At 73.0% G+C, this 23,541-nt stretch carries 23 protein-coding genes, 1 pseudogene and 1 riboswitch; of the genes and pseudogenes, 13 read left to right on the top strand and 11 right to left on the bottom strand.

Annotated features, from left to right (window positions below; genetic code table 11):
- The 4 genes and pseudogenes from ACIQMJ_RS23045 to ACIQMJ_RS23030 form a co-directional block, all read right to left on the bottom strand.
- Nucleotides 1–2,168, bottom strand: a pseudogene (locus tag ACIQMJ_RS23045) (hypothetical protein); the annotation flags it as partial.
- A gap of 141 nt (nucleotides 2,169–2,309) precedes the next feature.
- Nucleotides 2,310–2,660 (bottom strand): MmcQ/YjbR family DNA-binding protein, encoded by a 351-nt coding sequence (locus ACIQMJ_RS23040; protein ID WP_499763058.1) that lies wholly within the window; start codon nucleotides 2,658–2,660, stop codon nucleotides 2,310–2,312.
- Complete coding sequence (locus tag ACIQMJ_RS23035) at nucleotides 2,644–3,834, bottom strand: MFS transporter (protein ID WP_499763057.1); 1,191 nt, start codon at nucleotides 3,832–3,834, stop codon at nucleotides 2,644–2,646. The genes ACIQMJ_RS23040 and ACIQMJ_RS23035 overlap by 17 nt, the downstream gene beginning before the upstream one ends.
- A 153-nt stretch (nucleotides 3,835–3,987) precedes the next feature.
- Nucleotides 3,988–5,301 (bottom strand): FAD-dependent oxidoreductase, encoded by a 1,314-nt coding sequence (locus ACIQMJ_RS23030; RefSeq protein WP_499763056.1) that lies wholly within the window; start codon nucleotides 5,299–5,301, stop codon nucleotides 3,988–3,990.
- A gap of 101 nt (nucleotides 5,302–5,402) precedes the next feature.
- Between ACIQMJ_RS23030 and ACIQMJ_RS23025 the strand changes: the two genes are divergently transcribed.
- The 4 genes from ACIQMJ_RS23025 to ACIQMJ_RS23010 all read left to right on the top strand — a co-directional run bounded on the left by ACIQMJ_RS23025 (nucleotide 5,403) and on the right by ACIQMJ_RS23010 (nucleotide 9,362).
- Nucleotides 5,403–6,248 (top strand): helix-turn-helix domain-containing GNAT family N-acetyltransferase, encoded by an 846-nt coding sequence (locus ACIQMJ_RS23025; protein ID WP_499763055.1) that lies wholly within the window; start codon nucleotides 5,403–5,405, stop codon nucleotides 6,246–6,248.
- A gap of 103 nt (nucleotides 6,249–6,351) precedes the next feature.
- Nucleotides 6,352–7,329, top strand: a complete 978-nt coding sequence (gene ligD, locus ACIQMJ_RS23020) for a non-homologous end-joining DNA ligase (RefSeq protein ID WP_499763054.1) — start codon at nucleotides 6,352–6,354, stop codon at nucleotides 7,327–7,329.
- Between the two features lie 58 nt (nucleotides 7,330–7,387).
- Nucleotides 7,388–7,867 (top strand): DinB family protein, encoded by a 480-nt coding sequence (locus ACIQMJ_RS23015; RefSeq protein WP_499763053.1) that lies wholly within the window; start codon nucleotides 7,388–7,390, stop codon nucleotides 7,865–7,867.
- A 370-nt stretch (nucleotides 7,868–8,237) separates the two neighbouring features.
- Nucleotides 8,238–9,362, top strand: a complete 1,125-nt coding sequence (locus ACIQMJ_RS23010) for a VanZ family protein (RefSeq protein ID WP_499763052.1) — start codon at nucleotides 8,238–8,240, stop codon at nucleotides 9,360–9,362.
- Here ACIQMJ_RS23010 and ACIQMJ_RS23005 read toward each other — a convergent pair.
- From ACIQMJ_RS23005 to ACIQMJ_RS22995, 3 genes are all read right to left on the bottom strand, one after another.
- Nucleotides 9,359–10,951, bottom strand: a complete 1,593-nt coding sequence (locus ACIQMJ_RS23005; RefSeq protein WP_499763051.1) for an acyl-CoA carboxylase subunit beta — start codon at nucleotides 10,949–10,951, stop codon at nucleotides 9,359–9,361. The genes ACIQMJ_RS23010 and ACIQMJ_RS23005 overlap by 4 nt on opposite strands.
- Nucleotides 10,952–11,118: 167 nt before the next feature.
- Nucleotides 11,119–11,778, bottom strand: coding sequence for an extensin family protein (locus ACIQMJ_RS23000; RefSeq protein ID WP_499763050.1), 660 nt, complete (start codon nucleotides 11,776–11,778; stop codon nucleotides 11,119–11,121).
- Nucleotides 11,775–12,626, bottom strand: coding sequence for a hypothetical protein (locus tag ACIQMJ_RS22995; protein ID WP_499763049.1), 852 nt, complete (start codon nucleotides 12,624–12,626; stop codon nucleotides 11,775–11,777). Before ACIQMJ_RS22995 ends, ACIQMJ_RS23000 begins: the two co-directional genes overlap by 4 nt.
- A gap of 150 nt (nucleotides 12,627–12,776) precedes the next feature.
- A riboswitch (ZMP/ZTP riboswitch) is annotated at nucleotides 12,777–12,864 on the top strand.
- A 28-nt stretch (nucleotides 12,865–12,892) separates the two neighbouring features.
- Between ACIQMJ_RS22995 and glyA the strand changes: the two genes are divergently transcribed.
- On the top strand, nucleotides 12,893–14,149 hold the full coding sequence (glyA, locus tag ACIQMJ_RS22990; RefSeq protein ID WP_499763048.1) for a serine hydroxymethyltransferase: 1,257 nt from the start codon (nucleotides 12,893–12,895) through the stop codon (nucleotides 14,147–14,149).
- On the opposite strand, the gene ACIQMJ_RS22985 is transcribed toward glyA, so the two are convergent.
- From ACIQMJ_RS22985 to ACIQMJ_RS22975, 3 genes are all read right to left on the bottom strand, one after another.
- On the bottom strand, nucleotides 14,125–14,934 hold the full coding sequence (locus ACIQMJ_RS22985; protein WP_499763047.1) for a Clp protease N-terminal domain-containing protein: 810 nt from the start codon (nucleotides 14,932–14,934) through the stop codon (nucleotides 14,125–14,127). The genes glyA and ACIQMJ_RS22985 overlap by 25 nt on opposite strands.
- A 73-nt stretch (nucleotides 14,935–15,007) precedes the next feature.
- Nucleotides 15,008–15,931, bottom strand: a complete 924-nt coding sequence (pip, locus tag ACIQMJ_RS22980) for a prolyl aminopeptidase (protein WP_499763046.1) — start codon at nucleotides 15,929–15,931, stop codon at nucleotides 15,008–15,010.
- A 41-nt stretch (nucleotides 15,932–15,972) separates the two neighbouring features.
- Nucleotides 15,973–16,572, bottom strand: coding sequence for an NADPH-dependent F420 reductase (locus tag ACIQMJ_RS22975; protein ID WP_499763045.1), 600 nt, complete (start codon nucleotides 16,570–16,572; stop codon nucleotides 15,973–15,975).
- Nucleotides 16,573–16,668: 96 nt separating this feature from the next.
- Between ACIQMJ_RS22975 and ACIQMJ_RS22970 the strand changes: the two genes are divergently transcribed.
- Both ACIQMJ_RS22970 and ACIQMJ_RS22965 read left to right on the top strand, forming a co-directional pair.
- Nucleotides 16,669–16,983 (top strand): winged helix-turn-helix transcriptional regulator, encoded by a 315-nt coding sequence (locus ACIQMJ_RS22970; RefSeq protein WP_499763044.1) that lies wholly within the window; start codon nucleotides 16,669–16,671, stop codon nucleotides 16,981–16,983.
- A 60-nt stretch (nucleotides 16,984–17,043) separates the two neighbouring features.
- The gene (locus tag ACIQMJ_RS22965; protein ID WP_499763043.1) at nucleotides 17,044–18,330 is read left to right on the top strand and encodes a carotenoid oxygenase family protein; all 1,287 of its coding nucleotides are present in this window, start codon (nucleotides 17,044–17,046) and stop codon (nucleotides 18,328–18,330) included.
- A 3-nt stretch (nucleotides 18,331–18,333) separates the two neighbouring features.
- Here the strand turns inward: ACIQMJ_RS22965 and ACIQMJ_RS22960 are convergent, their stop codons facing one another.
- Entirely contained in the window at nucleotides 18,334–18,618 is a 285-nt protein-coding gene (locus tag ACIQMJ_RS22960) for an isoamylase early set domain-containing protein (protein ID WP_499763042.1), read from the bottom strand.
- A 237-nt stretch (nucleotides 18,619–18,855) separates the two neighbouring features.
- Between ACIQMJ_RS22960 and ACIQMJ_RS22955 the strand changes: the two genes are divergently transcribed.
- The 6 genes from ACIQMJ_RS22955 to ACIQMJ_RS22930 all read left to right on the top strand — a co-directional run bounded on the left by ACIQMJ_RS22955 (nucleotide 18,856) and on the right by ACIQMJ_RS22930 (nucleotide 23,495).
- Entirely contained in the window at nucleotides 18,856–19,662 is an 807-nt protein-coding gene (locus tag ACIQMJ_RS22955; protein ID WP_499763041.1) for a helix-turn-helix domain-containing GNAT family N-acetyltransferase, read from the top strand.
- A 200-nt stretch (nucleotides 19,663–19,862) separates the two neighbouring features.
- A complete protein-coding gene (locus tag ACIQMJ_RS22950; protein ID WP_499763040.1) occupies nucleotides 19,863–20,489 on the top strand; it encodes an acyl-CoA-like ligand-binding transcription factor in 627 nt (208 codons plus the stop codon).
- A 42-nt stretch (nucleotides 20,490–20,531) separates the two neighbouring features.
- On the top strand, nucleotides 20,532–22,067 hold the full coding sequence (locus ACIQMJ_RS22945; protein ID WP_499763039.1) for an MDR family MFS transporter: 1,536 nt from the start codon (nucleotides 20,532–20,534) through the stop codon (nucleotides 22,065–22,067).
- A 64-nt stretch (nucleotides 22,068–22,131) separates the two neighbouring features.
- Nucleotides 22,132–22,731: a TetR/AcrR family transcriptional regulator gene (locus ACIQMJ_RS22940; protein ID WP_499763038.1), complete on the top strand. Its 600-nt coding sequence runs from the start codon at nucleotides 22,132–22,134 to the stop codon at nucleotides 22,729–22,731.
- An 81-nt stretch (nucleotides 22,732–22,812) separates the two neighbouring features.
- A complete protein-coding gene (locus ACIQMJ_RS22935) occupies nucleotides 22,813–23,109 on the top strand; it encodes an ArsR/SmtB family transcription factor (protein ID WP_499763037.1) in 297 nt (98 codons plus the stop codon).
- Nucleotides 23,106–23,495 carry a VOC family protein gene (locus tag ACIQMJ_RS22930; RefSeq protein WP_499763036.1) on the top strand — a complete coding sequence of 130 codons (390 nt, stop codon included), beginning with the start codon at nucleotides 23,106–23,108 and terminating at the stop codon, nucleotides 23,493–23,495. Before ACIQMJ_RS22935 ends, ACIQMJ_RS22930 begins: the two co-directional genes overlap by 4 nt.
- Nucleotides 23,496–23,541: the final 46 nt, after the last annotated feature.

Below are 23,541 nucleotides of genomic sequence, written 5' to 3'. Positions count from 1 at the left end.
TTCGGGGAATGCGGCGCGTTGGTGCGCGGCGGTCCGGCGTGGGGCGGGATCGGGCCGCCCTGCGGACGGGTGTGCGACGGATTCGACCCCGCGTGGGACGGACCCGTGTGGGGCGGTCCGGCATGCGAAGGACCCGCGTGCGGCGGGTTCGTGTGTGTCGGGCCGGTGTTCGGCGAACCTGCGTGCCGTGGTCCACCCTGGGGCGGACCGGCATGCGGCGGACCGGCGTGGGGCGAGCCGGGATGCGGCGGGCCTGCGTGCGACGGACCACTGTGCGAAGGGCCTGCGTGCGGCGGGCCTGCGTGCGAAGGGCCGGTGTTCGAGGGGCCGGTGTTGGATGGGCTTGTGCCCGAGGGTCGGTGTGAGGGTGTGACGTTCTCGGGACCGCGTGCGGCCGGGATGCCGGAGCCGAGGTCGCCCCGGCTGCCGGGAGTCCCGGTCCAGCCCGCGCCGCCGCCCGGACGACCACCGCCAGTACCGCCGCCGGGTGCGCCGCCACCCGGCGCGCCACCCCCGCCGGGCATGCCGCCGCCGGCCGGCGGAGGAGTGCCGCCCGCGCCCGGACCGGCAGAAGGACTGCTGCCGGTGGGGTTGTTGCCGGTGTGGGGCTGGTCGGGGCGGGACGGGGCCTGGGGAGCCGCAGCCGTGGCCGCGGAGGTCTGGTCGACCCGATGAGAAGGAGCAGCCGGACTCGGCGCGCCACCACTGGGGCTGCCGCCACCGTGCGAACCGACGCCACCCGTGCCGCCACCGCCAGTGCCGCCACCGCCAGTGCCACCGCCACCAGTCCCGCTGCTGCCAGTGCCAGGGCTGCCGGCGTTGCCGTGACCGCCCGGCGCGGGCTGACCGCCAGGACCACCCCGGTGCTCGCCGAGAGGTGCGTTGCCGCCCGGTGCGGGCTGGCCCCCGGGTCCGCCCCGGTGTTCACCGAGAGGCGTGTTGCCGCCCGGTGCGGGCTGGCCGCCGGGGCCGCCCCGGTGTTCCCCGAGGGGTGAGTTGCCGGTGGGCCTGGAGCTTGGAGTGTTGCCGCCGGGTGCGGTGGTGCCCCGGGGTGGCTCGCTGTCCGGGCTGTTCGGGTCGCGGCCCGGGCGGGGTGCGGACGGTGGCAGGTCGGTCGGGTCGCCGCGGCCCGGGCGGGAGGTCGGGGGTGCGTCGGTGGCGGCGCTGCCAGAGGTGGAGGTGGTGTCGGTGGGGCGGTTGGACGGGGTGTCGCCGTCCGGGTTCGTGTCCGGAGTGCTCGAAGTGTCCGAAGTGGACGAGTTGCCGGTTCCGGGGGTTTTGCCGCCGGACGGGGTGTCGATGTCGGCCTTCCCGGTCTGCAGGAAGCCGCCCTTCTTGACGTTGCTCGGGTCCAGCACGTCCAGACCGGTCACCTTGCCGGCCAGCTTGCCGACCACCTTCATGATCTTCTCGAAGACCTCCACCAGACGCTTCAGCATCGGCGAGACCTTCTTGATCGTGCTCAACAGGTCCTGGATGATCTTCGCGATCTTCGCGGCCCACTTCGAGATCGCCGTCACGGCCTGAGCCACGATCACCGGCGTCCCGAACCCCAGCGAGAACACCGCCTCCAACACCCACGCGATCAGCTTGCCCACCAGATCGGCGATCAGGTCGCGCACCATCTCGCGCACGAACCCCACCACCATGCCCATCAAGCCGACCACGGTCCCGACGGTCCCCGCGGCCGACGCCGCACCCGTCAGAGCGTCACCGTGGACCTTCGAGTTGGTCAGGTAGGACTCCGCAGCCGAACCCGTCCACCCCGCCGTGCCCCGCTGGACCCCTGCGTTGTACTCCTCCGCGATCTTGCCCAGCTCGGTCGCGACGTTGTTCCACGTCGTGGAGTACGACTCGATCACGGGAGGGTTGCCGGCCAGCCAGTCCAGCATGTCCTTCAGCGGCTGCATGTGTTCCATGAGGAACGACGCCGCCGACGACATCAACGTCCCGAACGGGTCGATCGCCATCGCCGCCGCGTCCGCGGCCAACCCGACCATCCCCAGGCCCGCCTCGACCCAGTTCCCGTCCTTGATCCCGTTGAACGTGTCCATCGCCGACTCCGCGATGGAGATCCCCGTCGCCCAACCGTTGTCACCCGTACCGGCGTTGAAGAACGAACCCGACTCCGCCGGCGGCGCAGCCACCAGCGGGTTTTCCCCCGCCATCCGTCATCCTCCCCGCGACATCTGTCCGACAGATGATGACGCATTGGAGCCCCGCTCGGTTCCGTAACGCTGGATCAGCGTGTCGGAGCTCGGTGTCCTTCGTCCGATTCGGACCGCTGACCTGCGCTGATCCGCGACGCGTCAGCGGCGGGCCGGGTCGGGGACCTGGGCCACCACGTCCTCGGGCGCGGACAGGCGCCAGGCTTCGAAGACCAATTCGGACAATTCGTCGGCCTCGATGCCCGCCAGGTAGACGACCACCCAGCCGAAGCCGCCGGACGTGAACTGCTCCTCGAACACGTCGGGCCGCTCGGCGACCAGCGCCTGCTGCTCGGACAGCAACTGCTTCAGGCCGACGGTCTGCGTGCGCGGCCAGTAATAGCCGAACTTCCGGCCCCGCACGCTGAACGAGCTGTAGTCCCTGCCCTCCGCGCGCTCGACGTCGACGAGCGCGTTCACCATGCGAAAGAAGTCGTCACTGCCCACTGCCACCGCGTGCCCCCACAGAAGTCTCACCCGGAGTGTAGTGCGGCACGGACTTGAGCGAGACCACCGCCGCGACCACGCCCAACGCGGCCAGCACGGCGAACACGGCCGGGTACCCGCCCAACTGCCCCGCGAGCGCGGCGGCGGCCCAGGGGGCGACGGCCGAGGTGACGGACAGCGGGGCGTGGAGGATGCCGCTGAGCCGGCCGTAGTGCGCGGTGCCCCAGCGGTCGGACACGGCGGTGGCCTGGATCAGCGTGAAGATGCCCCGCACCACGCCCGCCAAAACGGCGGCGCCGACGAGGGCGAACGCCGGGCCGGGCACCAGTCCCAACAGGAGGGTGGTGACCGCCGCCGCCAGCAGGACGCCCGCGGTCCTGTTCCGCACGCCGGCCCTCGTGATCAGCGGGCCGTAGCCGAGGCGGCCGAGGACCTGGCCGACACCGCCCAGGCCGAGCGCCCACGCGGCCGTCGTCGTGGACAGGCCGCGTTCGGCGAACAACGGCACCAGGGCGACCACGATCGCGTACACGGCCAGCGCGCCGAGGCTCATCGCCGTCACGAGCAGCACGAACGGCCGGCTGCGGGCGATCGCGGTCGGACCGCGCGTGTCCGCGTCGGCGGGTTGCCCGGGCCACGGCAGCCGCAGGCCGAACAGGTGCGCGGGCACCGTGATCACGGCCAGCAGCCCGGCGAGCACCAGGTACGTCTGCCGCCAGTCCAGGTGCGCGGCCAGCCCCGCGGTGAGCGGGGCGAACACGGTGCTCGCCAGCCCGCCCGCCAGCGTGACGACGGTCAGCGCGGCCACCCGCCGCTCGGGGGCGTGCCAGCGGGTCAGGGCGGCGAACGCCGGCTGGTACAGCACCCCGGCCATCGCCACGCCGACCAGCACCCACCCCGCGTAGAACCACGGCAGCGACCGCGCCGACGCGACCACCGCCAGCGCACCGACGGACAGCAGCGAACCGGTCGTCATCACCACCCGGGGCCCGTGCCGGTCGAGCAGCCGGCCGACGGGCACGCCGACCACCGCGTTGACCAGTTGCGCGACCGAGAACGCGCCGATGACCGCCGTGCCGGACCAGCCGGTGCCCGCACCGATGGCGGGCGCCAGCACCGGGAAGCCGTAGAACAGCACGCCCCAGCCGGTGATCTGGGTCAGGCACAGCACCACCAGCACGCGGCGGGGGGCCGGGGGGGCCCCCCCCCCCCCCCCGCCCGCCCCGGGCCGGCCCCGCCCCCCCGCCCGGGGGGGGGGGGGGGGGCCCCCCCCCCCCCCCCCCCCCGGGGGCGCGCCCGGGGGCCCCCCCCCCCCCCCCCGCCCCGCGCCAGGTCAGGCCCGGGCACCCGGGCCGGTGAGCGTCAGGTCGGCCACCTGCGGGGTGGCGCAGCAGCCGCCGGAGGACGCGGGCTCCACGTCGAACACGCCGGACCCGCCGCAGACGCCGGTCTCGGGCAGCGTGAGCTCGACCTCGGTCGCGGACTCGTGGTCGCCGGCGATCTCGGCGACGACGCTGCGCACCTGCTCGTAGCCGGTCAGCGCGAGGAACGTGGGCGCGCGCCCGTAGCTCTTCATACCCACCAGGTACACGCCGGGCTCGGGCTGCCGCAATTCATTTGCGCCGTGCGGGTAGACGGTTCCGCAGGAGTGGACGTTCGGGTCGACCAGCGGCGCGAGCCGGGTCGGCGCCTGGAGCACCGGGTCCAGGTCCAGCCGCACCTCCGACAGCCACGAGTGGTCCGGCCGGAAGCCGGTCAGCGCCACGACCTCGTCCACCGGGTCGAGCCGGTGCCCGTCCTCCGACACCAGCACCAGGCGCTCGCCGGCGCGCTCGACCGCCGCGGTGCGGAAGCCGGTGACCACCTCGACGTGCCCGGCCTTGACCGCGGCCCGCGCGCGCAGCCCGAGCGCGCCCCGCGCCGGCAGCTGGTCCGCCTCGCCGCCGCCGAACACCGCGCCCACCGCGCCGCGGCGCAGCAGCCACGTGACCTTCGTGCCGGGGTGCCGCTCGGCCAGGTCCGTCAACGCGACCAGGGCGGTCAGCGCGGAGTGGCCGCTGCCCGCGACGGCGATCCGCTTGCCCGCGTACCGCTCCGGCTCGGCCACGACGTCCGGCACGCGGTAGCCGATCCGGTCCGCGGCCTCCCGCTCACCGGCGGCGGGCAGGCCGTCGCCGCCCAGCGGGTTCGGCACGCCCCACGTGCCCGACGCGTCGATCACGGCCCGCGCGGTGATCCGCTCGCCGCCCTCGACGTGCACGGTCAGCGGCTCGCTGTCGCGGCCCGCGTCCACGACCCGGTCCCGTCCCCGGCGCGCCACGCCGACCACGCGGGCGTTCACCCGCACGTGGTCGCCCAGCGCCTCGGCCAGCGGCACCAGGTACTCGGCCGCCCACTGCTCGCCGGTCGGGTAGCCGTCGGGGTCCGGTGCGCTCCACCCGGTGGGCTCCAGCAGGCGGCGGGCGGCCGGGTCGACCAGCTCCGACCACTGCGAGAACAGCCGCACGTGCCGCCACTGGGCCACCGCCGCCCCCGCCTGCGGGCCCGCTTCCAGCACCAACGGCCGCAACCCGCGTTCCAGCAGGCGGGCAGCCGCCGCCAACCCGACCGGCCCGGCGCCGACCACGACCACGGAGAGCTCGTCCACCACAGACCTCTTTCATCGGTGTTCCTCGATCGAACGTCGAGCAATGTATCGAGGAACATAGATTGATGCAACCATCGGTGTTTGTCGATAGTCTGGGTGTCATGACGACGACGCTGCCTGCGGTGGGCCTCGCGCCCGAGGACGCCTCGACCTACGCCGAGTGGTTCGCCTGCCTGGCCGACCCGACCCGCGTGCGCCTGCTGCACACCGTCGCCACCCACCCCGGCGAGCTCACCGTCGGCGCGCTGACCGAGGCCGTCGGCATCAGCCAGTCGACCTGCTCCCACCACCTGCGCAAACTCGCCGACGTGGGGTTCGTCCGGCTGCGCAAGGAGGGCACCGCGACCCTGGTCTCGGTCAACCAGGCGTGCTGCACCGGCCTGCCGCACGCCGCCGACGCGGTCATGGGCACCATCGTGACGCGGCCGTGCTGCCCGGCCGACCTGCCCGCCGACGTCACCGTCCGCGCCCTCGGCGAGGACGACTGGGCCGACGTCCGCCGCATCTACGCCGAGGGCATCGCGACCGGCAACGCCACCTTCGAGACCGAGACGCCCAGCCGCCGCACGCTGGAGTCCAAGTGGCTGCCCGGGCACCGCTGGGTCGCCGTGGTCGACGGCCGGGTCGCGGGCTGGGCCGCCGCCACGCCCGTGTCGACCCGCGAGTGCTACTCCGGCGTGGCCGAGACCTCGGTCTACGTCGGCGAGGGCTTCCGCGGCCGAGGCGTGGGCAAGTCCCTGCTCCACCGGCAGGTCACCGCGGCCGACGAGGGCGGCCTGTGGACGTTGCAGACCGCGATCTTCCCGGAGAACCGCGCCAGCATCGCCCTGCACCACTCGGCCGGCTACCGGACCGTGGGCGTTCGCGAGCGCATCGCCCAGCACCACGGCGTGTGGCGCGACACGGTCATGCTGGAGCGCCGCGCGTCCGCCGGCTCCGCCTGCTGAGCGCGCACGAGCTGAGTGCGCACGATCGGGGCCGCCGATGTGCGGCCCCCGGTGGCGCGGGTGACACTGGGCGTGCCGTGGTCCGTCTACAAGGGACGGTCGCATGCCGTTGCGCGCCGAGTCCGGGTTCCCCGAGCTGATCCGACCCATGCTGGCCTCGCCCGGGCAGCTCCCGACGGGCCCCGGGTGGGCGTTCGAGTTCAAGTGGGACGGTGTCCGCGCGGTCACCTACGTGCGTGGCGGGCGGGTGCGGACGATGACCCGCAACGACCTGGAGGTGTCCGCGACCTACCCGGAAGTGCGGGCGCTGTCCACACTTCCGGGTGACCACGAGGTCGTGCTGGACGGGGAGATCGTCGCCCTCGGCGCGCAGCGGCAGCCGGACTTCGGCCGGTTGCATTCCCGCATGCACGTCGCCCGACCCGGTGACGAGCTGCCGGCCCGCGTGCCGGTCGCGTACTACGTGTTCGACCTGCTGCACGTGGACGGCCGGTCGCTGCTCGGCGCGCCGTACTCGCGGCGGCGGGAGGAGCTGGCCGCGCTCGGGCTGGGCGACGTGCCGGGGGTGCGCGTGCCGCCGTCGTTCACCGAGGTGGACGGTGAGGACGTGCTCGCGGTGGCCTCGGACTACGGGCTCGAAGGCGTCGTCGCCAAACGGGTCGGCTCGCGCTACGAGCCGGGTCGGCGCTCGACGGCGTGGGTGAAGGTGCCGCTGGTGCGCACGCAGGAGGTGCTGATCGGCGGGTGGCGGCCCGGTGACGGTCGCCGCGCGGGCACGATCGGGTCGCTGCTGCTGGGCGTGCGGTCCGACGACGGCCTGCGTTACGTGGGCAAGGTCGGCACCGGGTTCACCCACTCGGCGTTGCTGGACCTCCAGCGACGGCTGGAGCCGTTGGCCCGCACCGGGTCGCCGTTCGTCGACCCGGTCCCGGCCGACCACGCCCGCCGCGCGCACTGGGTGCGGCCGGAGCTGGTCGGCGAGGTCGAGTACCGCGCGTGGACCACCGAAGGGCGGCTGCGGCACTCGTCGTGGCGCGGGCTGCGGACGGACAAGGACCCGGACGAGGTCCGCCTGCCGTGAGTTGTCGGTGCCCGCTGTTAACGTCCCCGCCAGTCGATCGACAAGGGGGGACGGACCGGTGGACGAGGAGAAGGCGGCGCTGTCGTTGTTCCTGGAGGCGCAGCGCGAAGCCGTGCTGGCGATCCTCGAAGGACTGGACGGGGAGGCGTTGACGACGGCGGTCCTGCCGTCGGGGTGGACGCCGCTGGGCATGGTCGAGCACCTCGGCCACGCCGAGCGGCACTGGTTCCAGGAGATCGTCCAGGGCCACGCCGAGCCGCTGCCGTGGCCGGACGACGCCCCACCCCTCACCACGCCGCGGTCGCGCGAGGAGGTCTTCGCCTTCTACCGGGCCCAGTGCGAGCGGTCGAACGCCGTCCTCGCCGCCACACCGCTCACGGCCCGGCCGGTCGGCAGGCACCCGGACCCGCTCGGCGCCGAGACCACCGACCTGCGCCGGATCGTGCTGCACGTGATCGAGGAGACCGCCCGGCACGCGGGCCACCTCGACGCCGCGCGTGAGCTGCTGGACGGCAAGACCGGGCTCGGGCCGCGCTGACGCCGGGGCGCGCACGGCGGTGGGCAGGTCCGGCAACCGGTCGACGGGGGTGACTCGACCGGCTACCGGACCGCCGCGGTCTGCCCACGGGTGGTTCGGTCGCACGGCCAGGGGGCGCGCTGCCGATCGTCACGGCGGTCGCGGCACGGGCTGCGAGCGGCCCGGTCGTCGGCGGTCTCCCGCGCGGCCACGACTGCGCCGGTTCCGCGAGGGCTCAGCACCGCCGGGCGCGGCGGATCGTCAGCGTGGGCGCGAACAGGCTCGGCAGCACTGGGTTCGGCGCCGGGGCCCGTTCGGTTCGACCACTCGATCAGGTGGCTGACGGGCGGGTGGGGGAGGAGCGGCCTAGCGTGGCCGGGTGTCGGTGCGGATGAGCGAATCGATCATCACGCTGGTGCTGTTCGCGCTGGTGGTGCCGGTGGCCGTGCTGCCGTGGGTGCACTGGCAGTACCGGCGGCGCGGCCGGCTCACCGGGTGGGCGGCGGTCGTCGCGGCGGGCAGCGCGCTGTACGGGTGCGGGCTGGTGGCGTTCACGCTGTTCCCGCTGCCGGACGTGACGGGCGCGTTCTGCGAGAGCCGGGCGCTGCGCGACTACTGGCAGACCCGGCCGTTCGCGTCGCTGGACGACATCGCCGCCGCCGGGTACTCGCCGACGAGCCCGGAGTTCCTCCAGGTGGCGCTGAACGTGGTGCTGTTCGTGCCGCTGGGCTTCCTGCTGCGCTACCGGTTCGGCCGGGGCGTGGTGGCCGCGACCGCGATCGGGCTGCTGGTGTCGCTCGTCGTGGAGACGACCCAGGGCACGGCGGTGTTCGGCCTCTACCCGTGCCCCTACCGGGTCGCGGACGTCGACGACCTGATGACGAACACGGCGGGCGCGCTGCTCGGCTGGCTGCTGGCCCGATGGGCGGGCCGGTTGCTGCCCGCGGCCGTGCCGGAGCCCGTGCCCGACACCGGGCGGCCCGGACTGCTGCGCCGGGGGTTCGCGTTCGCGGGCGACCTGCTGACCCTGTCCCTGATCCAGTTCGCGTGCCGGGTGGTGCTCGTGCTCGTCGGCGAGGGGACCGGCACGCCGAGGCTGACCGAGCTGGCCGTGTCGGACTGGTTCGGCGCCGCGCTGGGCGTGCTGGTGCCGGTGGTCGCCACGGTCGTCGTGCCGCTCCTGCGCGACGACCGGGCCACGCCGGGCCAGATCGCGTTCCACCTCGCCCTGGCCGACGCGCGCACGGGCGGCAAGGCCCCGGCCCGCGCGGTGGTGCTGCGGTTCGTCCTCTGGTGGCTGCCGGTCCTGCTGCTGATCTCGACCGGGCACGGCGGCGTGGTGTTCTTCGCGGCCGTCGTGATCGGCCTCGCCGCCCGCTCCCGCACCGACCGCCGCAGCCTGCCGGGCCTGATCTCGACCACCGACACCACCACCACACGCGTCCTACGTTCGGAACACCCGTCCCCCACGCCCGGAACGCCCGAGTTGAACGCCCAGCACGAGCCGGAGCCCTAGAGCGGGGCGTTGCCGTGCTTGCGGCGGGGCGGCTCGGCCCGCTTGTCCCGCAGCACGGCCAACCCGCGCGCGATCGCCGCACGCGTCTCCACCGGGTCGATCACGTCGTCCACCAACCCGTGCTCGGCCGCGTGGTACGGGTGCATCAGCTCCGCCCGGTAGTCCGCGACCAGCGCCGCACGCAGCCGCGCCGGGTCCGCCGCCGCCGCCAGCTCCCGCCGGTGCAGCAGGTTCACCGCGCCTTCCGCGCCCATCACCGCGATCTCGTTCGTCGGCCACGCCAACGACAGGTCCGTGCCCACCGACCGCGAGTCCATCACGATGTACGCCCCGCCGTAGGCTTTGCGCAGGATCACCTGCACCCGCGGCACGGTCGCCTCGCAGTACGCGTACAGCAGCTTCGCCCCGTGCCGGATCGCGCCACCCAGCTCCTGCTCCGTCCCCGGCAGGAACCCCGGCACGTCCACCAGCGACACCAGGGGGATGCCGAACGCGTCGCAGAACCGCACGAACCGCGCGGCCTTCTGCGACGCGGCGATGTCCAGCACACCGGCCAGCACGATCGGCTGGTTGCCCACCACGCCGACCACCCGCCCGTCCACCCGCGCCAACGCGCACACCACGTTGCGCGCCCAGTGCTCGTGCACCTCCAGGAAGTCGCCGTCGTCCACGACCTCCGCCAGCACCGACCGGATGTCGTAGGGCTTGTTCGGCTCCACCGGCACGATCTCCGCCAGCCGCGGCCGGTGGTCCGTGCTCGCGCCGCACGCGGGCAGCGCCGGCGGCGGCTCCAGGTTGTTCGACGGCAGCAACGACAGCAGCTCCCGCACACCCGCCAGGCAACTCGCCTCGTCGTCGTGCACGAACGACGCCACGCCCGAACGCGACCCGTGCACGTCCGCGCCGCCGAGGTCGGCGTGGCTGACCCGCTCACCGGTCACCTGCGCGACGATGTCCGGTCCGGTCAGGTACATCTGCGCGGTGTCGCGGACCATGAACGTGAAGTCGGCCAGGGCGGGGGAGTACGCCGCACCGCCCGCGGACGGCCCCAGCACCACCGCGATCTGCGGCACCACGCCCGACGCGGCCACCTGGCGGCGGAAGATGCCGCCGTAGCCGTGCAGCGCCAGCACGCCCTCCTGGATGCGCGCGCCACCGCTGTCGTTCAACGCGACGATCGGCGACCCGGTCGACACCGCGAGGTCCATCACCTTCTGGATCTTCGCCGCGTGCGCCGCACCCAGCGACCCGCCGGAGATGGTGAAGTCCTGCGCGTAGACGAACACCCGGCGGCCGTCCACGGTGCCCGACCCGGCGACCACGCCGTCGGTGTGCGCGCCGGTCGTGCCCCGCCGGTAGAGGTCGACCTCGACGAACGAGCCGACGTCCAGCAGCAGGTCGAGCCGTTCCCGCGCGGTGAGCTTGCCCAGCTTGTGCTGCCGGGCCACGGCTTCCGGCCGCCCGGCGGCGATGCGCGACCGCTGCCGGCCGTGCTCCTCGCGCAACCCGGCCATCGACCGCTCGGCGGTCGCGGCGTCGGGCTCCGCGGTCCGCCGGACCGCCACGACATCGAGTTCCGAAGTGCTCATCCGGACACCCCCTGGCGTCGGTCGGGAAGATTCGAATGTAGTCGGGGGCGTCTATACGCCCTCCATCTTCGAGCAATGCCGAAGTGACGGACAATCATTTTCACCGCCCCGACGGCGAAAGGCCCGTGAGCCGGAATTCGGCTCACGGGCCGGTGCTCCGCCCCAGGTCAGAACGCCTGGTTCGCGAATCCCTTCCGAGCCGCCGCGGACAGGAACGACTGCCACGCCGCGCTGCTGGTGTGCGGGTCGCCGGTGGTGCCGAGCCGGGACTTCGCGGTGGTGAACGCGCTCTGCGTCTTCGGGCCCCAGATGCCGTCCACCACCAATCCGGAGCTCATGAAGTTGTTGCACAGCGCCTGCACGAACTTCGTGTCGCTCTCCGACCCCGTCACGCACCGGACCGGCAGGCCGCCGAAGTCGGAGTGGATGTGGTCCTCGTGGGCGGCGTTGTACCAGCCGTCCAACGCGTACCGGAACCGGCGACGGCACACCGCGTCCACCGCCAGGTAGCGGCGGCGCGTGGCGAGAGTGCCGGACGCGTGGTCGCGGTCCAGCGGCGAGCTGACCTGACCACCGCTCCACCGGACGTGGTCGAGGTCCATCGCGGTGCCGGAGCCGTGCTCGCCGGGCTTGTTGACGTAGAAGCCCGCCGAGACCAGGTACGTGATGCTGCCGTACGCCGACGACAGCGACCGCAGGTCCCTGATCCACAGCACCAGGGAGTCGTAGAACTCCTGCGTGACCTGCCAGTTGCGCAGCGTCGTGTCGCCGCGGCCGGACCGCCAGTAGTAGACGGGGGTGCCGTCGATCCGCTGGAACGTGATCATCGGGTCGCCTCCGCGGTGATCAGCCGGCCGCCGGTCAGCCAGCCGGAACGGGCGCCGGCCAGGCCGAGCGCCTTCGCGTCCTGCGGCACGGCCGGACGGGTCCGGTCCGCGTCGAGCACGCCGGTGAGCGGAGTGGCGTCGACCATCTCGTTGCCGACCCAGCGCACCCGGCCGTCCACCGCGACCAGGCCGCGCACGGCGACGCCGTCCAGGCGCGGGCGGGCGGTCCAGGTGACGCCGTCGCGCGAGGTGTGCAGGACCGTGCCGGAGACGTCGACGGCCGCCACGACCCAGCCGTCGGGGGTGGCCGCGACGGCGGTGGCGGACAGGGCGTCGGTCCACTCCAGACCGCGGGCCGGGACGGTGTTCCAGCCCGACGGGGTGCGGCGGGCGGCGATGCGGACGGCCGAAGCGCGCTCGTGCTTGAGCACGGAGCCGAACGCCAGGCCGCCACCGACCGCGGTGAACTCCGAGCGCACGCCGTGGAGCCGGCGGGCCTCGCGCCACGTGACGCCGTCGGTGGATTCCCAGATCGTGGCGATCGGGTCGCCGCGCAGCGCGCCGACCGCGTGGCACGTGGCGCCGTCGCCGGTGACGTCGACCAGGTCGGCACCGGTGAGGCCGTCGGTGATGCGCACCGAACCGCCCTCGTCGATGACGACCCACTGGCCGTTCTCTTCGGTCAACATGAGGGGGGTGCCGTCGGGCGCGAGGAACACGCCCGCGGCCTTGCGCGGGTTCTTCGCGGCGTCCGACGCGGGCGCTGCGGCGCCCGCGTGGGCCGGTAGTGCGCTGGCGAGCGCCGCGGTCGCGGCGGCACCCAGCACGAACGTTCGCCGATCGAGCACGTCAGTCCTTTCGAAGGCAGGGGGAAGTGCTGACGTGGCACAGGGCCGGTTGGAAGTTTTCCAACCCACAAAGTATGGGCGACCGCCCGTTCCGGCAATGGTCCGTTCCGCCCAAAACCGGGAGCGCGCCCGAAGCGCTGGGGTAGCATTCCCGGTGTTCGCGACTGGCGTGCCGAGGGTGGGAACGACCACCGGGGAGCGTTGAAGCCGAATCGCACCGCGCGCCTGGGTGCTACGGCAGCGCCCCCGCGCGCGTGGAGGTCGTCGTGCACGAACCCGCGATCCCGTCGTTGACCGGAGCCGACCCCGAGGTCGCCCGCCTGGTCCAGGCCGAGGCGCGCCGCCAGTTCGAGAAGGTCCGCCTGATCGCCTCGGAGAACTACGTCTCGACCGCCGTGCTCGAAGCCACCGGCTCCGTGCTGACCAACAAGTACTCCGAGGGCTACGCCGGCCGCCGCTACTACGAGGGCCAGCAGGTCGTCGACCCGGTCGAGGAGCTCGCGGTCGGCCGGGCGAAGGCGCTGTTCGGCGTCGACCACGCCAACGTGCAGCCCTACTCCGGCTCCCCGGCCAACCTCGCCGTCTACCTGGCGTTCCTCGAGCCCGGCGACACCGTCATGGGCATGGCGCTCCCGGCGGGCGGGCACCTGACCCACGGCTGGGGCGTCTCGGCCACCGGTAAGTGGTTCCGCAGCGTCCAGTACGGCGTGGCCAAGGAGACCGGCGTGGTCGACCTGGACCAGGTCCGCGACCTGGCCCGCGCCGAGCGCCCCAAGGTGATCTTCTGCGGCGGCACGGCCATCCCGCGCACCATCGACTTCGCCGCGTTCGCCGAGATCGCGAACGAGGTCGGCGCGGTGCTCGCGGCCGACATCGCGCACATCGCGGGCCTGGTCGCGGGCGGTGCGCACCCGTCACCGGTCGGGCACGCCCAGGTGATCACCACGACCACCCACAAGACGTTGCGCGGCCCGCGCGGCGCGATGATCCTCACCGACGCCGAGCACGCGAAGGCGATCGACAAGGCGGTGTTCCCGGGCTTGCAGGGCGGGCCGCACAACCACACGACGGCCGCCATCGCGGTGGCGCTCGGCGAGGCGTCGGAGCCGTCGTTCGGCCTCTACGCGCACGCCGTCGTGCAGAACGCCCGCGCGCTGGCCACCGCGCTGCTCGACCGCGGCTTCGACCTGGTCTCCGGCGGCACCGACAACCACCTCGTGCTGGTGGACCTGACCAGCAAGGGCATCGGCGGCAAGCCCGCGGCCAAGGCCATGGACCGGGCGGGCCTGGAGGCCAACTACAACACGGTCCCGTTCGACCCGCGCAAGCCGTTCGACCCGTCCGGCGTCCGCCTGGGCACGGCCGCGATCACCACCCGCGGCCTCACCGGGGAGCACATGCCGCAGCTCGCGGAGTGGATCGACCGGGCCGTGCGGTCGGCGGACGACGAGCAGGCGCTGGACCGCATCGCGGCCGAGGTCGCCGACCTGATGGCGGGCTACCCGATGCCCGGCTGGGCGTAGCGGACCACGTCGGCCAACCGCGCCACGTCCGCCCGGAACGTCTCGTGCCGCACGGTGACGTGGTCGGCGACGTGACCGGTCTCCGGCAGCTGGTCGACGGGCAGCACCGCCCCGTCGACCAGCACCGGGACCACCGGCACCGAGCGCCGCGCCGCCCGGGCCACCTCGGCTCGCATCAGCTCCGTCGGCGCCCAGTCCGGGCCCACCACGGCCAGCAGCACGTCGCACTCGCCGACGTCGCCCACCACCGACCGGCCGAAGTCGTCCAGCCGGTCGGCGATGCGCCCGGCGAGGTGCAGGTCCTGCGGACGCCGGTAGCTCAGGAACAGCCGCGCCGCCCGCGGCCCGGACAGGTCGATCCCGGCCAGCGCGGCGAACGCCCGGTCGCGCACGTCGACCGGGTCGACCCCGCACCGGACCAGCACGTCGAGCGCCCCGCCCTCGTCGGCCGCGAGCAGTCCCAGCAACAGGTGCTCGGTGACCACCTGCCGGTGCCCCAGCGCCAACGACTCGCGCACGGCCGCGGCCAGCGCGCGCTTCGCGCCGGCGGTGAACGGCAGGTGTCCCGGCACGGGCGGGTTGCCCGTGCCACCCAGCTCCCGCACCCGCGCCCGGCACCCCGGTAGCGACAGGCCGACCGACGCCAGCACCGACGCCGCCGCGCCACCTTCGCCGAGCAGCCCCAGCAGCAGGTGCCCGGTGCCGATCGAGGCGTGGTCGAGCCCCCGGGCCTCTTGGAGGGCCATCACGGAGACCCGGCGCGCGTCCTCGGTGAACCGTTCCACCACCAGTCCCCCGCCACGTCCACCAGCCCCGGGTTCGGGCTGTCACCAGTGCATCGCACCGAGTTTCCGGGTGTTACCGGAATTTGTCAGTAGCAGCGCGGCGCAACCGGGTCATCTCGTCACTGCCGCCGTGCGCGGTCTCGCCGACGAGGGCCAGGTCGGCGTCCGGCCACGCGTGCGCCAACTCGAACGGGGTGCCGATCAGATTGCCCAGGTCGAGCGTTCCTTGAACGATCACGCCCTGGATGCCCGCGAGCTTCCACGCCTCCTCCAGCACGATTCCTTCGGACAACCACGACCCGTGCGCCCAGTAGTGCGTGACGAGCCGGGCGAACGCCAGGCCGTGCTCCGGGAGGTCGAAGCGCAGCCCGCCGGTGGACAGCGGCTGCAACGCGTCCTCCCACCTGCACCACTCCTGCGCCGCCCGGTGGTGCACGGCCGGGTCGGGGGACAGGAGCAGCTCCAGGTATCCCGCGGCGGGATCGCCGGTGGGCGCCAAAGCGCGGAACCGGGCGTGCGCCTCCGGGAACATCGGCGCCAACCCCGTGGTCAGCAGGTCGGTCTCGGCCCGGCGGCCGGTGGCCACGCCCGCGTGCACCATCTCCGACACCCGGTGCGGGAACCGCTCGGCGTAGACGAGGCCGAGGACCGAGCCCCAGGACGCGGCGAACACCAGCCACCGGTCGATCCCCAGGTGCTCGCGCAGCCGTTCCAGGTCGCCGACCAGGTGGTCGGTGGTGTTGGTGGACAGGTCCACGACCGGGCGGCCCGCGTGCGGCGTGCTCCGACCGCAGCCGCGCTGGTCGAACAGCACCACCCGGTACGCCTCCGGGTCGAAGTACCGCCGGGCGCGGGGGGTGCAGCCCGAGCCCGGCCCTCCGTGCAGCACCACGGCCGGTTTGCCGTCCGGGTTGCCGCAGACCTCCCAGTACAGGCGGTGCCCGTCGCCGACGTCGAGCATGCCGTGGTCGTACGGCTCGATCTCCGGGTACAGCACGGTTCCTCCTCGCTAATACAACAGTACTGTTATATTAGTGCTTACGCAGTTGCGGGGAACATCGCCCTCACGTCCGAGCCCCCGACCCACAGGCCGATGGCGAACGCGGTCGTCGCCTCCAGCAGCTCGGCCCGCTCCAGCGGTCCGGCGTGCACCGGCACGCACCCGATCGACCGCGCCAGGTCCGCCACGACGTCCAGCGCCTCGGCGGAGTCGCCGCACATCGGCACGCCGAGCGGTCGCCCCTCGAACGTCAACGACGGTCGGCGCCACACGTCCACGTGGCACAGGTTGAACGCCTTCACCGCGTGCGCGCCCGACGCCGCCGCGAGCCGTGCCGCGGCACGAGGCTCGTCCAGCACGAACCGGCCCGGCACCACCGAGTTGGTGCAGTCGACCACCACCCGGCCCGGCGCGTGGCCCAGCACCTCCGCCGCGACCGCCGCCGGCACGGCGAGCAGCACTGCGTCCCCGAACGCCACCGCGTCCTCCGGGGTCCCGGCCGCGGCCCCCATCCTGGACGCCAGCTCCTGCGAGCGCTCGCGCGAGCGCCCACCGATCAGGACCTCGTGCCCCGCCTCGACCCACCGACCGCCCAACGCGTCGGCCATCCCGCCCGACCCCAGCACACCGATCCGCACGTCTCTCCTCGATTCCCGGCAGAAGTGATTGGCTGGGACCGACGCTAGAGAGCTCGACGGGCACCGAATGGTGTCCACCGCACAGGGGGACCGCTCGTGACCTTCCTCGCCGACTGCCGCGCCAGGCAGGCGTTCGACCTGCTCGCCAACACGTGGAACCCGGTGGTGCTGCACGCGCTGCGGCACGGCCCGCGCCGCCCGTCCGACCTGCGCCGCGAGATCGGCGGCATCCGGCCGAAGGTGCTCACCGAGACCGTGCGCAGGTTGGAGGCGTCCGGCTTGGTGGCCCGCCACGCGGGGCGCGACCGCGTCGAGTACGAGCTCACCGACCTCGGGCGCAGCCTGCTCGACCCGATCGACGCCCTCGGCCGCTGGGCGCACGAGCGCGGTGACGAGGTCGTCCAGGCTTGACGCCTCAACCAAAACGATGTTTTATAACATTGTTGTGCAACGCCGTCGAGGAGAGGGGTCGTGAGGGGCGTCCGAGCCGGGTTCGAGACCCTCGGCCAAGAGGTCGACGTCGAGCTGGAGGTGCGCGGCGAGCTGCCACCGTGGCTGCCGGGCACGTTGGTGCGCAACGGGCCCGCGAAGTTCGAGACCGACAAGGGCTCGTTCCGCCACTGGTTCGACGGGCTGGCGATGCTGCACCGGTTCGGCTTCGCCGAGGGCGTGGTCACCTACCGCAACCGGTACCTGGAGACGCCGTCCTACCGCGCCGCGCGGCGGGACGGGCACATCGCGTACGGCGAGTTCGCCACCGACCCGTACCGCTCGATCTTCAGCCGCTTCTTCACCCACCCCCGGCTGCGCCGCACGTCCAACGCCAACGTGAACGTGACCTCCGACGGGGACCGGGACTTCGCGCTCACCGAGACGCCGATCGCGGTCGAGTTCGACCGGACCACGCTCGCCACGGTCGGCCTCGTCGACCACGACGACGCGCTCGACGGCCACGTCACCACCGCGCACCCGCACCGCGCGCCGCTGTCCGGCGACCTGGTCAACTACGTGCTGAAGTTCGGCAGGCGCAGCGCCTACCGGCTCTACCGGCAACGCGGCCTGACCCGCGAACCGCTCGCGTCGCTGCCCGTCGACCGGCCCGGCTACCTGCACAGCTTCGCCGTCACCGAGCGGCACGTGGTGCTGGCCGTGTTCCCGCTCGTGGTCAACCCCCTGTCACTGCTGCTGCGCGCCCGGCCGTTCATCGAGAACTACCGGTGGCGACCGGAACTGGGCACCCGGTTCCTGGTCGTCGACCAGCGGGACGGCTCGGTGGTGGCGGACGAGCGGACCGACGCGTTCTTCGCCTTCCACCACATCAACGCCTACGACGTGGACGGCGAGGTGGACCTGTCCGGTGGTGGCGTCCGGTCGCGGCGGCTCGCGGAGGACTCGCTGGAGCTGCCGCGCATCGCCTACGGGTCGCACAACGGCCGTGACTACCGCTACGCCTACGGCGTCGGCGCCCACGACAACGGCACGCGCGACTTCCTGAACCAGCTGATCAAGGTGGACGTCCGGAGTGGACGGACGACCCGCCGGCACGAGCCGGGCCGCTACCCGGGCGAGCCGGTGTTCGTGCCCGCCCCGGACGCCCGGTCGGAGGACGACGGCGTGGTGCTGTCCGTGGTGCTCGACGCCGAGGCCGGGAGGTCCGGGCTGGTGGTGCTCGACGCGGCGACGTTCACCGAACTCGCGCGGGCCGACGTGCCGCACGCGATCCCGTTCGGCTTCCACGGCCAGTTCCGCGCGCGGTGACCCTCAGGTCGCTTCGACGGTGAGCACGCACCCGTCGGGGTCGACCGTGGGCACGTCCGGCTCGTCGAACCAGAGGCCACCGTCGCCGAGGTAGCGGAACCGGTGCGTGCCGGGGGAGAGGATCACGGTCACCGTGCGCGTGCCGTCACGGCGGGGCACCAGCTCGTGCACGCCGGGGGTCCAGTCGTTGAACGTGCCGACCACGCTCACCGGCCCGCGCGGGTCGTCGAGGGGCAGTGAGAAGGTCACGCGGCGCTTCGGGCCGAACAGGCGAGTGCTGCGGAGCATCTTTCTCCCTCGCGAGTCGATCTTTGCCATGCCTTCGGGGGCCTCAGCGTCGCGGTGCGGTGCCCGCGTTTCAAGCCGGCGCGCCTGTTCGAAGTGGACGGTCACCCGTTGGGGTGACGCAGGCGTGGCAGAGGTCGCTCGGGCCGGCAACCATAGACGAACGTCTATTCAGTGCGCCTCATTGCATCGACGAGATTCGATTGACTGGCGCTCGGTGCGAGTCGAACAATCGCGGTCATGCCCCCTGTCTCGACACCCCTGGCGGTCGACCGGGCCGCCGCGTACGCCGAGCGCTTCGGCTGCCTGGCCGACCCGACCCGGATCCGCCTGCTGCACGCCGTCTCGGCCGGCGAGATCGCGGTCGGCGCGCTGGCCGACGTGCTCGGCGTGAGCCAGCCGACCTGCTCGCACCACCTGCGCAAGCTCGCCGCCGCCGGCTTCGTCCAGCTCCGCCGCGCCGGCACCACCACCCTGGCCTCGGTCGACCCGTCCGGCCGGACCGTGCTGCCGCAAGCGGTGGACGCGGTGCCGGGCGCGATCCCCGCGACCGCGCTCGAACCGCCCGCGGACGTCGCCGTGCGGGCCATGGCGGAAGGCGACTGGGCCGACGTGCGCCGCATCTACGGCGAGGGCATCGCCACGGGCGACGCCACGTTCGAGACCGAGACGCCGAGCCGGCGGGCACTGGACGTCAAGTGGCTGCCCGACCACCGGTGGGTCGCGGTGGTCGACGGGCTCGTCGCGGGGTGGGCGGCGGCCACGCCGGTGTCGCCGCGCGAGTGCTACGCCGGTGTCGCGGAGACGTCGTTGTACGTCGACGTGCGGTTCCGGGGTCGCGGCGTGGGGAAGGCGTTGCTGCACCGGCAGGTCGCGGCGGCGGACGCGGCCGGGTTGTGGACGTTGCAGGCGGCGGTGTTCCCGGAGAACCGGGCCGGCATCGCGCTGCACCGGTCGGCCGGGTTCCGCACGGTCGGGGTGCGGGAGCGCATCGCGGTCCACCGCGGGGTGTGGCGGGACACGATCATGCTGGAGCGCCGCGCCTGAGCGCTGGGGGCTGCACTCGTTCCCACTTCAACGTATAGCGCACCGGGGTCTTGCGGCAAGACCCCGGTTGTCCCGCAGAATCTCCCGCCTAGGCGCTCAACCAGGGGAAACGGGGTCGTCACATGCGGGAGAGCGGAATCACAAACCGTGCAGTCTATGCAAACTTGCAGTGAGTGCAGGATTTTCCCTACGCTGATCCCGTGACCACGCAGGCGGCCGAAGGGCTCCGCGACCGCAAGAAGCGGCAGACGCGCAAGGCCCTCGGGCACGCGGCCGTCCGCCTGGTCGCCGAGCACGGGCTCGACCACGTGACCGTCGAGGACATCAGCGCCGCCGCCGACGTCTCACCGCGCACCTTCTTCAACTACTTCCCGAGCAAGGAAGACGCCGTCCTGGGGCCGGACCCGGAAGCGGGGGCCCGGATGCGGGCCCGCGTCCTGGCCCAGCCCGCGCACCTGTCCGCCGCCGCGGCGGTGCGCGAGGCGTTGCTGGCGGAGGTCGCGGCGGAGCTCGCCGACGACCGCGAGCACTGGTTGCTGCGGATGCGCGTGGTGCAGCAGCACCCCGTGCTGCTGGCCAAGGTGTTCTCCGGCGGTGAGGCGCTGGAGCGCGACCTCGTCGCGGGCATCGCCGAACGGGTCGGGCTGCCCGCCGACGACACCTACCCGCTGCTGCTCGGCGCGGCGGTGGGCGCGGCGTTCCGGGTGGCGGTGACCCGCTGGTCCAGCACCGCCGCGCCGCTGCACGACCTGCTCGCCGAAACGCTCGACCTGCTCGCCGCCGGGCTGGCCGACCCGCCCGGCACCTCCCGAGCCCGCCAGGGCTGACCCACGGCTTCGAGCCACCGCGAACACCTACTGGGGGATCCGATGTCCACCGAAACCGGCACGACCTCGCGCCGGGACGTCATGCAAGCCATGTCCGGCCTCATGCTGGGCATGTTCATGGCCATCCTGGCCTCGACCATCGTGTCGAACGCGCTGCCGCGCATCATCGCCGACCTGCACGGCTCGCAGTCGGTCTACACGTGGGTCGTCACCACCGAGCTGCTGGCCATGACGGCGACCGTGCCGCTGTGGGGCAAGCTCGCCGACCTCTACAGCCGCAAGCTGCTGATCCAGCTCTCGCTGGGCCTGTTCGTGGTGGGCTCGCTCATCGCGGGCTTCTCCCCGAACGTCGAGGTGCTCATCGCGAGCCGCATCGTGCAGGGCCTCGGCGCGGGCGGCATGACGGCGCTGGCGACGATCGTGATGGCGGCGATGATCCCGCCGCGCGAGATGGGCCGCTACGCGGGCATCTTCGGCGCGGTCTTCGGCGTCGGCACGGTCGCCGGGCCGCTCATCGGCGGCCTCATGGTGGACACCTCGTGGCTGGGGTGGCGCTGGTGCTTCTTCATCGGCGTGCCGTTCACCCTCGCCTCGATCGTCCTGCTCCAGCGCACGTTGAAGCTGCCGATCGTGCGCAAGGAGGTCAAGATCGACTACTTGGGCGCGGTGCTCATCGTCGGCGGCGTCTCCACGCTGCTGGTGTGGTCGACGCTGGCCGGCCACCAGTTCGAGTGGGCCTCGGCGTGGACCGCGCTGCTCGTCGCGGTCGGCGTGGTGCTGCTGGGCCTGGCGGTGTGGGTGGAGTCGCGGGCGGCCGACCCGATCGTGCCGCTGACGATCTTCGCCAACCGGACGGTGGCGCTGACCACGTTGGCCAGCGCGCTGGTCGGCGTGGCGATGTTCGGCGGCACGGTGTTCCTGTCGCAGTACTTCCAGATCGGCCTGGGCAAGACGCCCACCCAGGCGGGCCTGATGTCGCTGCCGATGATCTTCGGCCTGCTCGTGTCGTCGACCGTCGCCGGTCAGCTGATCACCAAGTGGGGCAAGTGGAAGGCGTTCCTGGTCGCGGGTGGCGTGATCATGGTCGGCGGCATGCTGCTGCTGGCCACGATCGACGCGAACACCAGCGTGTTCGTGGTCAGCGTGCACATGGCCGTGCTCGGTGTCGGCGTCGGCATGCTCATGCAGAACCTGGTGCTGGCCGCGCAGAACGACGTGCCGGCGCGCGACCTCGGTGCCACCACGTCGACGCTGACGTTCTTCCGCAGCCTCGGCGGCGCGATCGGCGTGAGCGCGTTGGGCGCGGTGCTGGCGAACCGGGTGACCGCGTTGAGCGAGGAGAAGTTCGGTCCCGCTCCCGCCGGCGCGGAGAACACGGTGCCCGACCTGTCGCTGCTGCCGGAGCCGGTGCGGGTGATCGTGCGCGAGATCTACGCCACGGCCACCGCCGAGCTGTTCCTCATCGGCGCGCCGATCGCGGCGCTGGCGCTGGTGGCGGTGCTGTTCATCAAGGAGAAGCCGCTCAAGACGCTCAGCGGTGACGAGCGGTTGGCGGCGGAGATGACCGCGGGGCACTAGCGCGGGGAGACACGGTGTCGCACCTGTCCGGCTCACGGCTCGGGCAGGTGCGACACTTTCGCGCGTGTCAGGACTGCGCGAACGCAAGAAGCTCGCCACGCGGACGGCGTTGGCCGACGCCGCCCTGCGGCTGTGCGTGGCCCGCGGCCTCGACGGCGTGACCGTCGAACAGGTGGCCACCGAGGCAGGTGTCTCGCTGCGCACGTTCTTCAACTACTTCTCCTCCAAGGAGGAGGCCGTCGTCGCGGGCGACGTCGCCACCGCCGCCGCGTTCGTCCGGGCTTTCGCCGACCGGCCGCGCGAGGAGCCCGTGCTGCGGGCGCTGCACGCCGCCCTGGTCGACGTGGTGCCCGACCGGATCGACCCGGAACGCGTGGCGCAGCTGCGCGCCCTGCGCCGCACGCCCGCCCTGCTGCCGCACCAGATCGCCGCGTTCGCCGTGCAGGAGCGGGAACTCGCCGCCGCCGTCGCCGCGCGGGTCGGCGTCGACCCGGCCACCGACCTCTACCCGACGATGTTCGCGGCCACGGTGATGGCAACGCTGCGGGTGGTCGTCGGCTGGTGGCTGGAGGCCGCCGAGCGCCCCGAGCTGTCCGAGCTGATCGGCGTGATGATCGCCCGGCTGGACGCGGGTTTCGCCACCGCCGGGCTCGACCGGGGGTAGGTCCGGGGCCGGTGGTCGTGGTGGTGCACGTCCGGGTGGTCCCGGTTGACAGGCAAGTGGCCACTTGCCTATAAAGGTCCGGTGGGCGCAGAACCCGACCTGTTCAAGGCCATCGGCGACGCGACGCGACGCACCATCCTGGACGAGCTGACCGACAAGGACGGTCAGACGCTGTTCGAGCTCTGCGGGCGGCTGACCATGAAGCACGGCCTGGCCTCCTCGCGGCAGGCCATCTCGCAACACCTCGCGGTGCTCGAACAGGCCGGGCTGGTGCACACCCGCCGGCAGGGCCGGTACAAGTTCCACCACCTCGACACGAGCCCGCTGCGCTCGATCGTCGAGCGGTGGCCCATCGACCGAGAGGCACCGAACCGGTGATCCGCATCAACGTCACCAGCGTGTTCGTGGACGACCAGGCCAAGGCGCTGGCGTTCTACACCGAGAAGCTCGGCTTCACCAAGAAGACCGACGTCCCGGCGGGCGAGCACCGCTGGCTCACCGTGGTCTCGCCCGCCGACCCGGACGGCGTGGAGCTGCTGCTGGAGCCGTCGGCCCACCCGGCGGCGGGTCCGTTCAAGGAGGCCCTGGTGGCCGACGGCATCCCGTTCACCTCGTTCGCCGTGGACGACGTCCACGCCGAGGTCGAGCGGCTCAAGGCGCTCGGCGTCGAGTTCACCCAGGACGCGACCGACTTCGGCCCGGTCGTCACCGCGGTCCTGGACGACACCTGCGGCAACCTGATCCAGCTCGCCACCATGAAGTAGCGGGGTCACGCGTCCCGGGTTGCCGGGAGGCAGTCGTCGCGGGCGG

This window comes from Actinosynnema sp. NPDC091369, from assembly GCF_044757065.1.
Lineage (GTDB): Bacteria > Actinomycetota > Actinomycetes > Mycobacteriales > Pseudonocardiaceae > Actinosynnema.
Note: the sequence above shows the minus strand (reverse complement) of the source record. Positions and strands in the feature narration are given on the sequence as shown.

Coding starts and splice junctions, on each gene's coding strand:
- ligD (WP_499763054.1), top strand. CDS start 6,352: ATGCCGTTGCGCGCCGAGTCCGGGTTCCCCGAGCTGATCCGACCCATG.
- ACIQMJ_RS23025 (WP_499763055.1), top strand. CDS start 5,403: ATGACGACGACGCTGCCTGCGGTGGGCCTCGCGCCCGAGGACGCCTCG.
- ACIQMJ_RS22955 (WP_499763041.1), top strand. CDS start 18,856: ATGCCCCCTGTCTCGACACCCCTGGCGGTCGACCGGGCCGCCGCGTAC.
- ACIQMJ_RS23000 (WP_499763050.1), bottom strand. CDS start 11,778: ATGATCACGTTCCAGCGGATCGACGGCACCCCCGTCTACTACTGGCGG.
- ACIQMJ_RS23010 (WP_499763052.1), top strand. CDS start 8,238: ATGAGCGAATCGATCATCACGCTGGTGCTGTTCGCGCTGGTGGTGCCG.
- ACIQMJ_RS22960 (WP_499763042.1), bottom strand. CDS start 18,618: ATGCTCCGCAGCACTCGCCTGTTCGGCCCGAAGCGCCGCGTGACCTTC.
- ACIQMJ_RS22945 (WP_499763039.1), top strand. CDS start 20,532: ATGTCCACCGAAACCGGCACGACCTCGCGCCGGGACGTCATGCAAGCC.
- ACIQMJ_RS23005 (WP_499763051.1), bottom strand. CDS start 10,951: ATGAGCACTTCGGAACTCGATGTCGTGGCGGTCCGGCGGACCGCGGAG.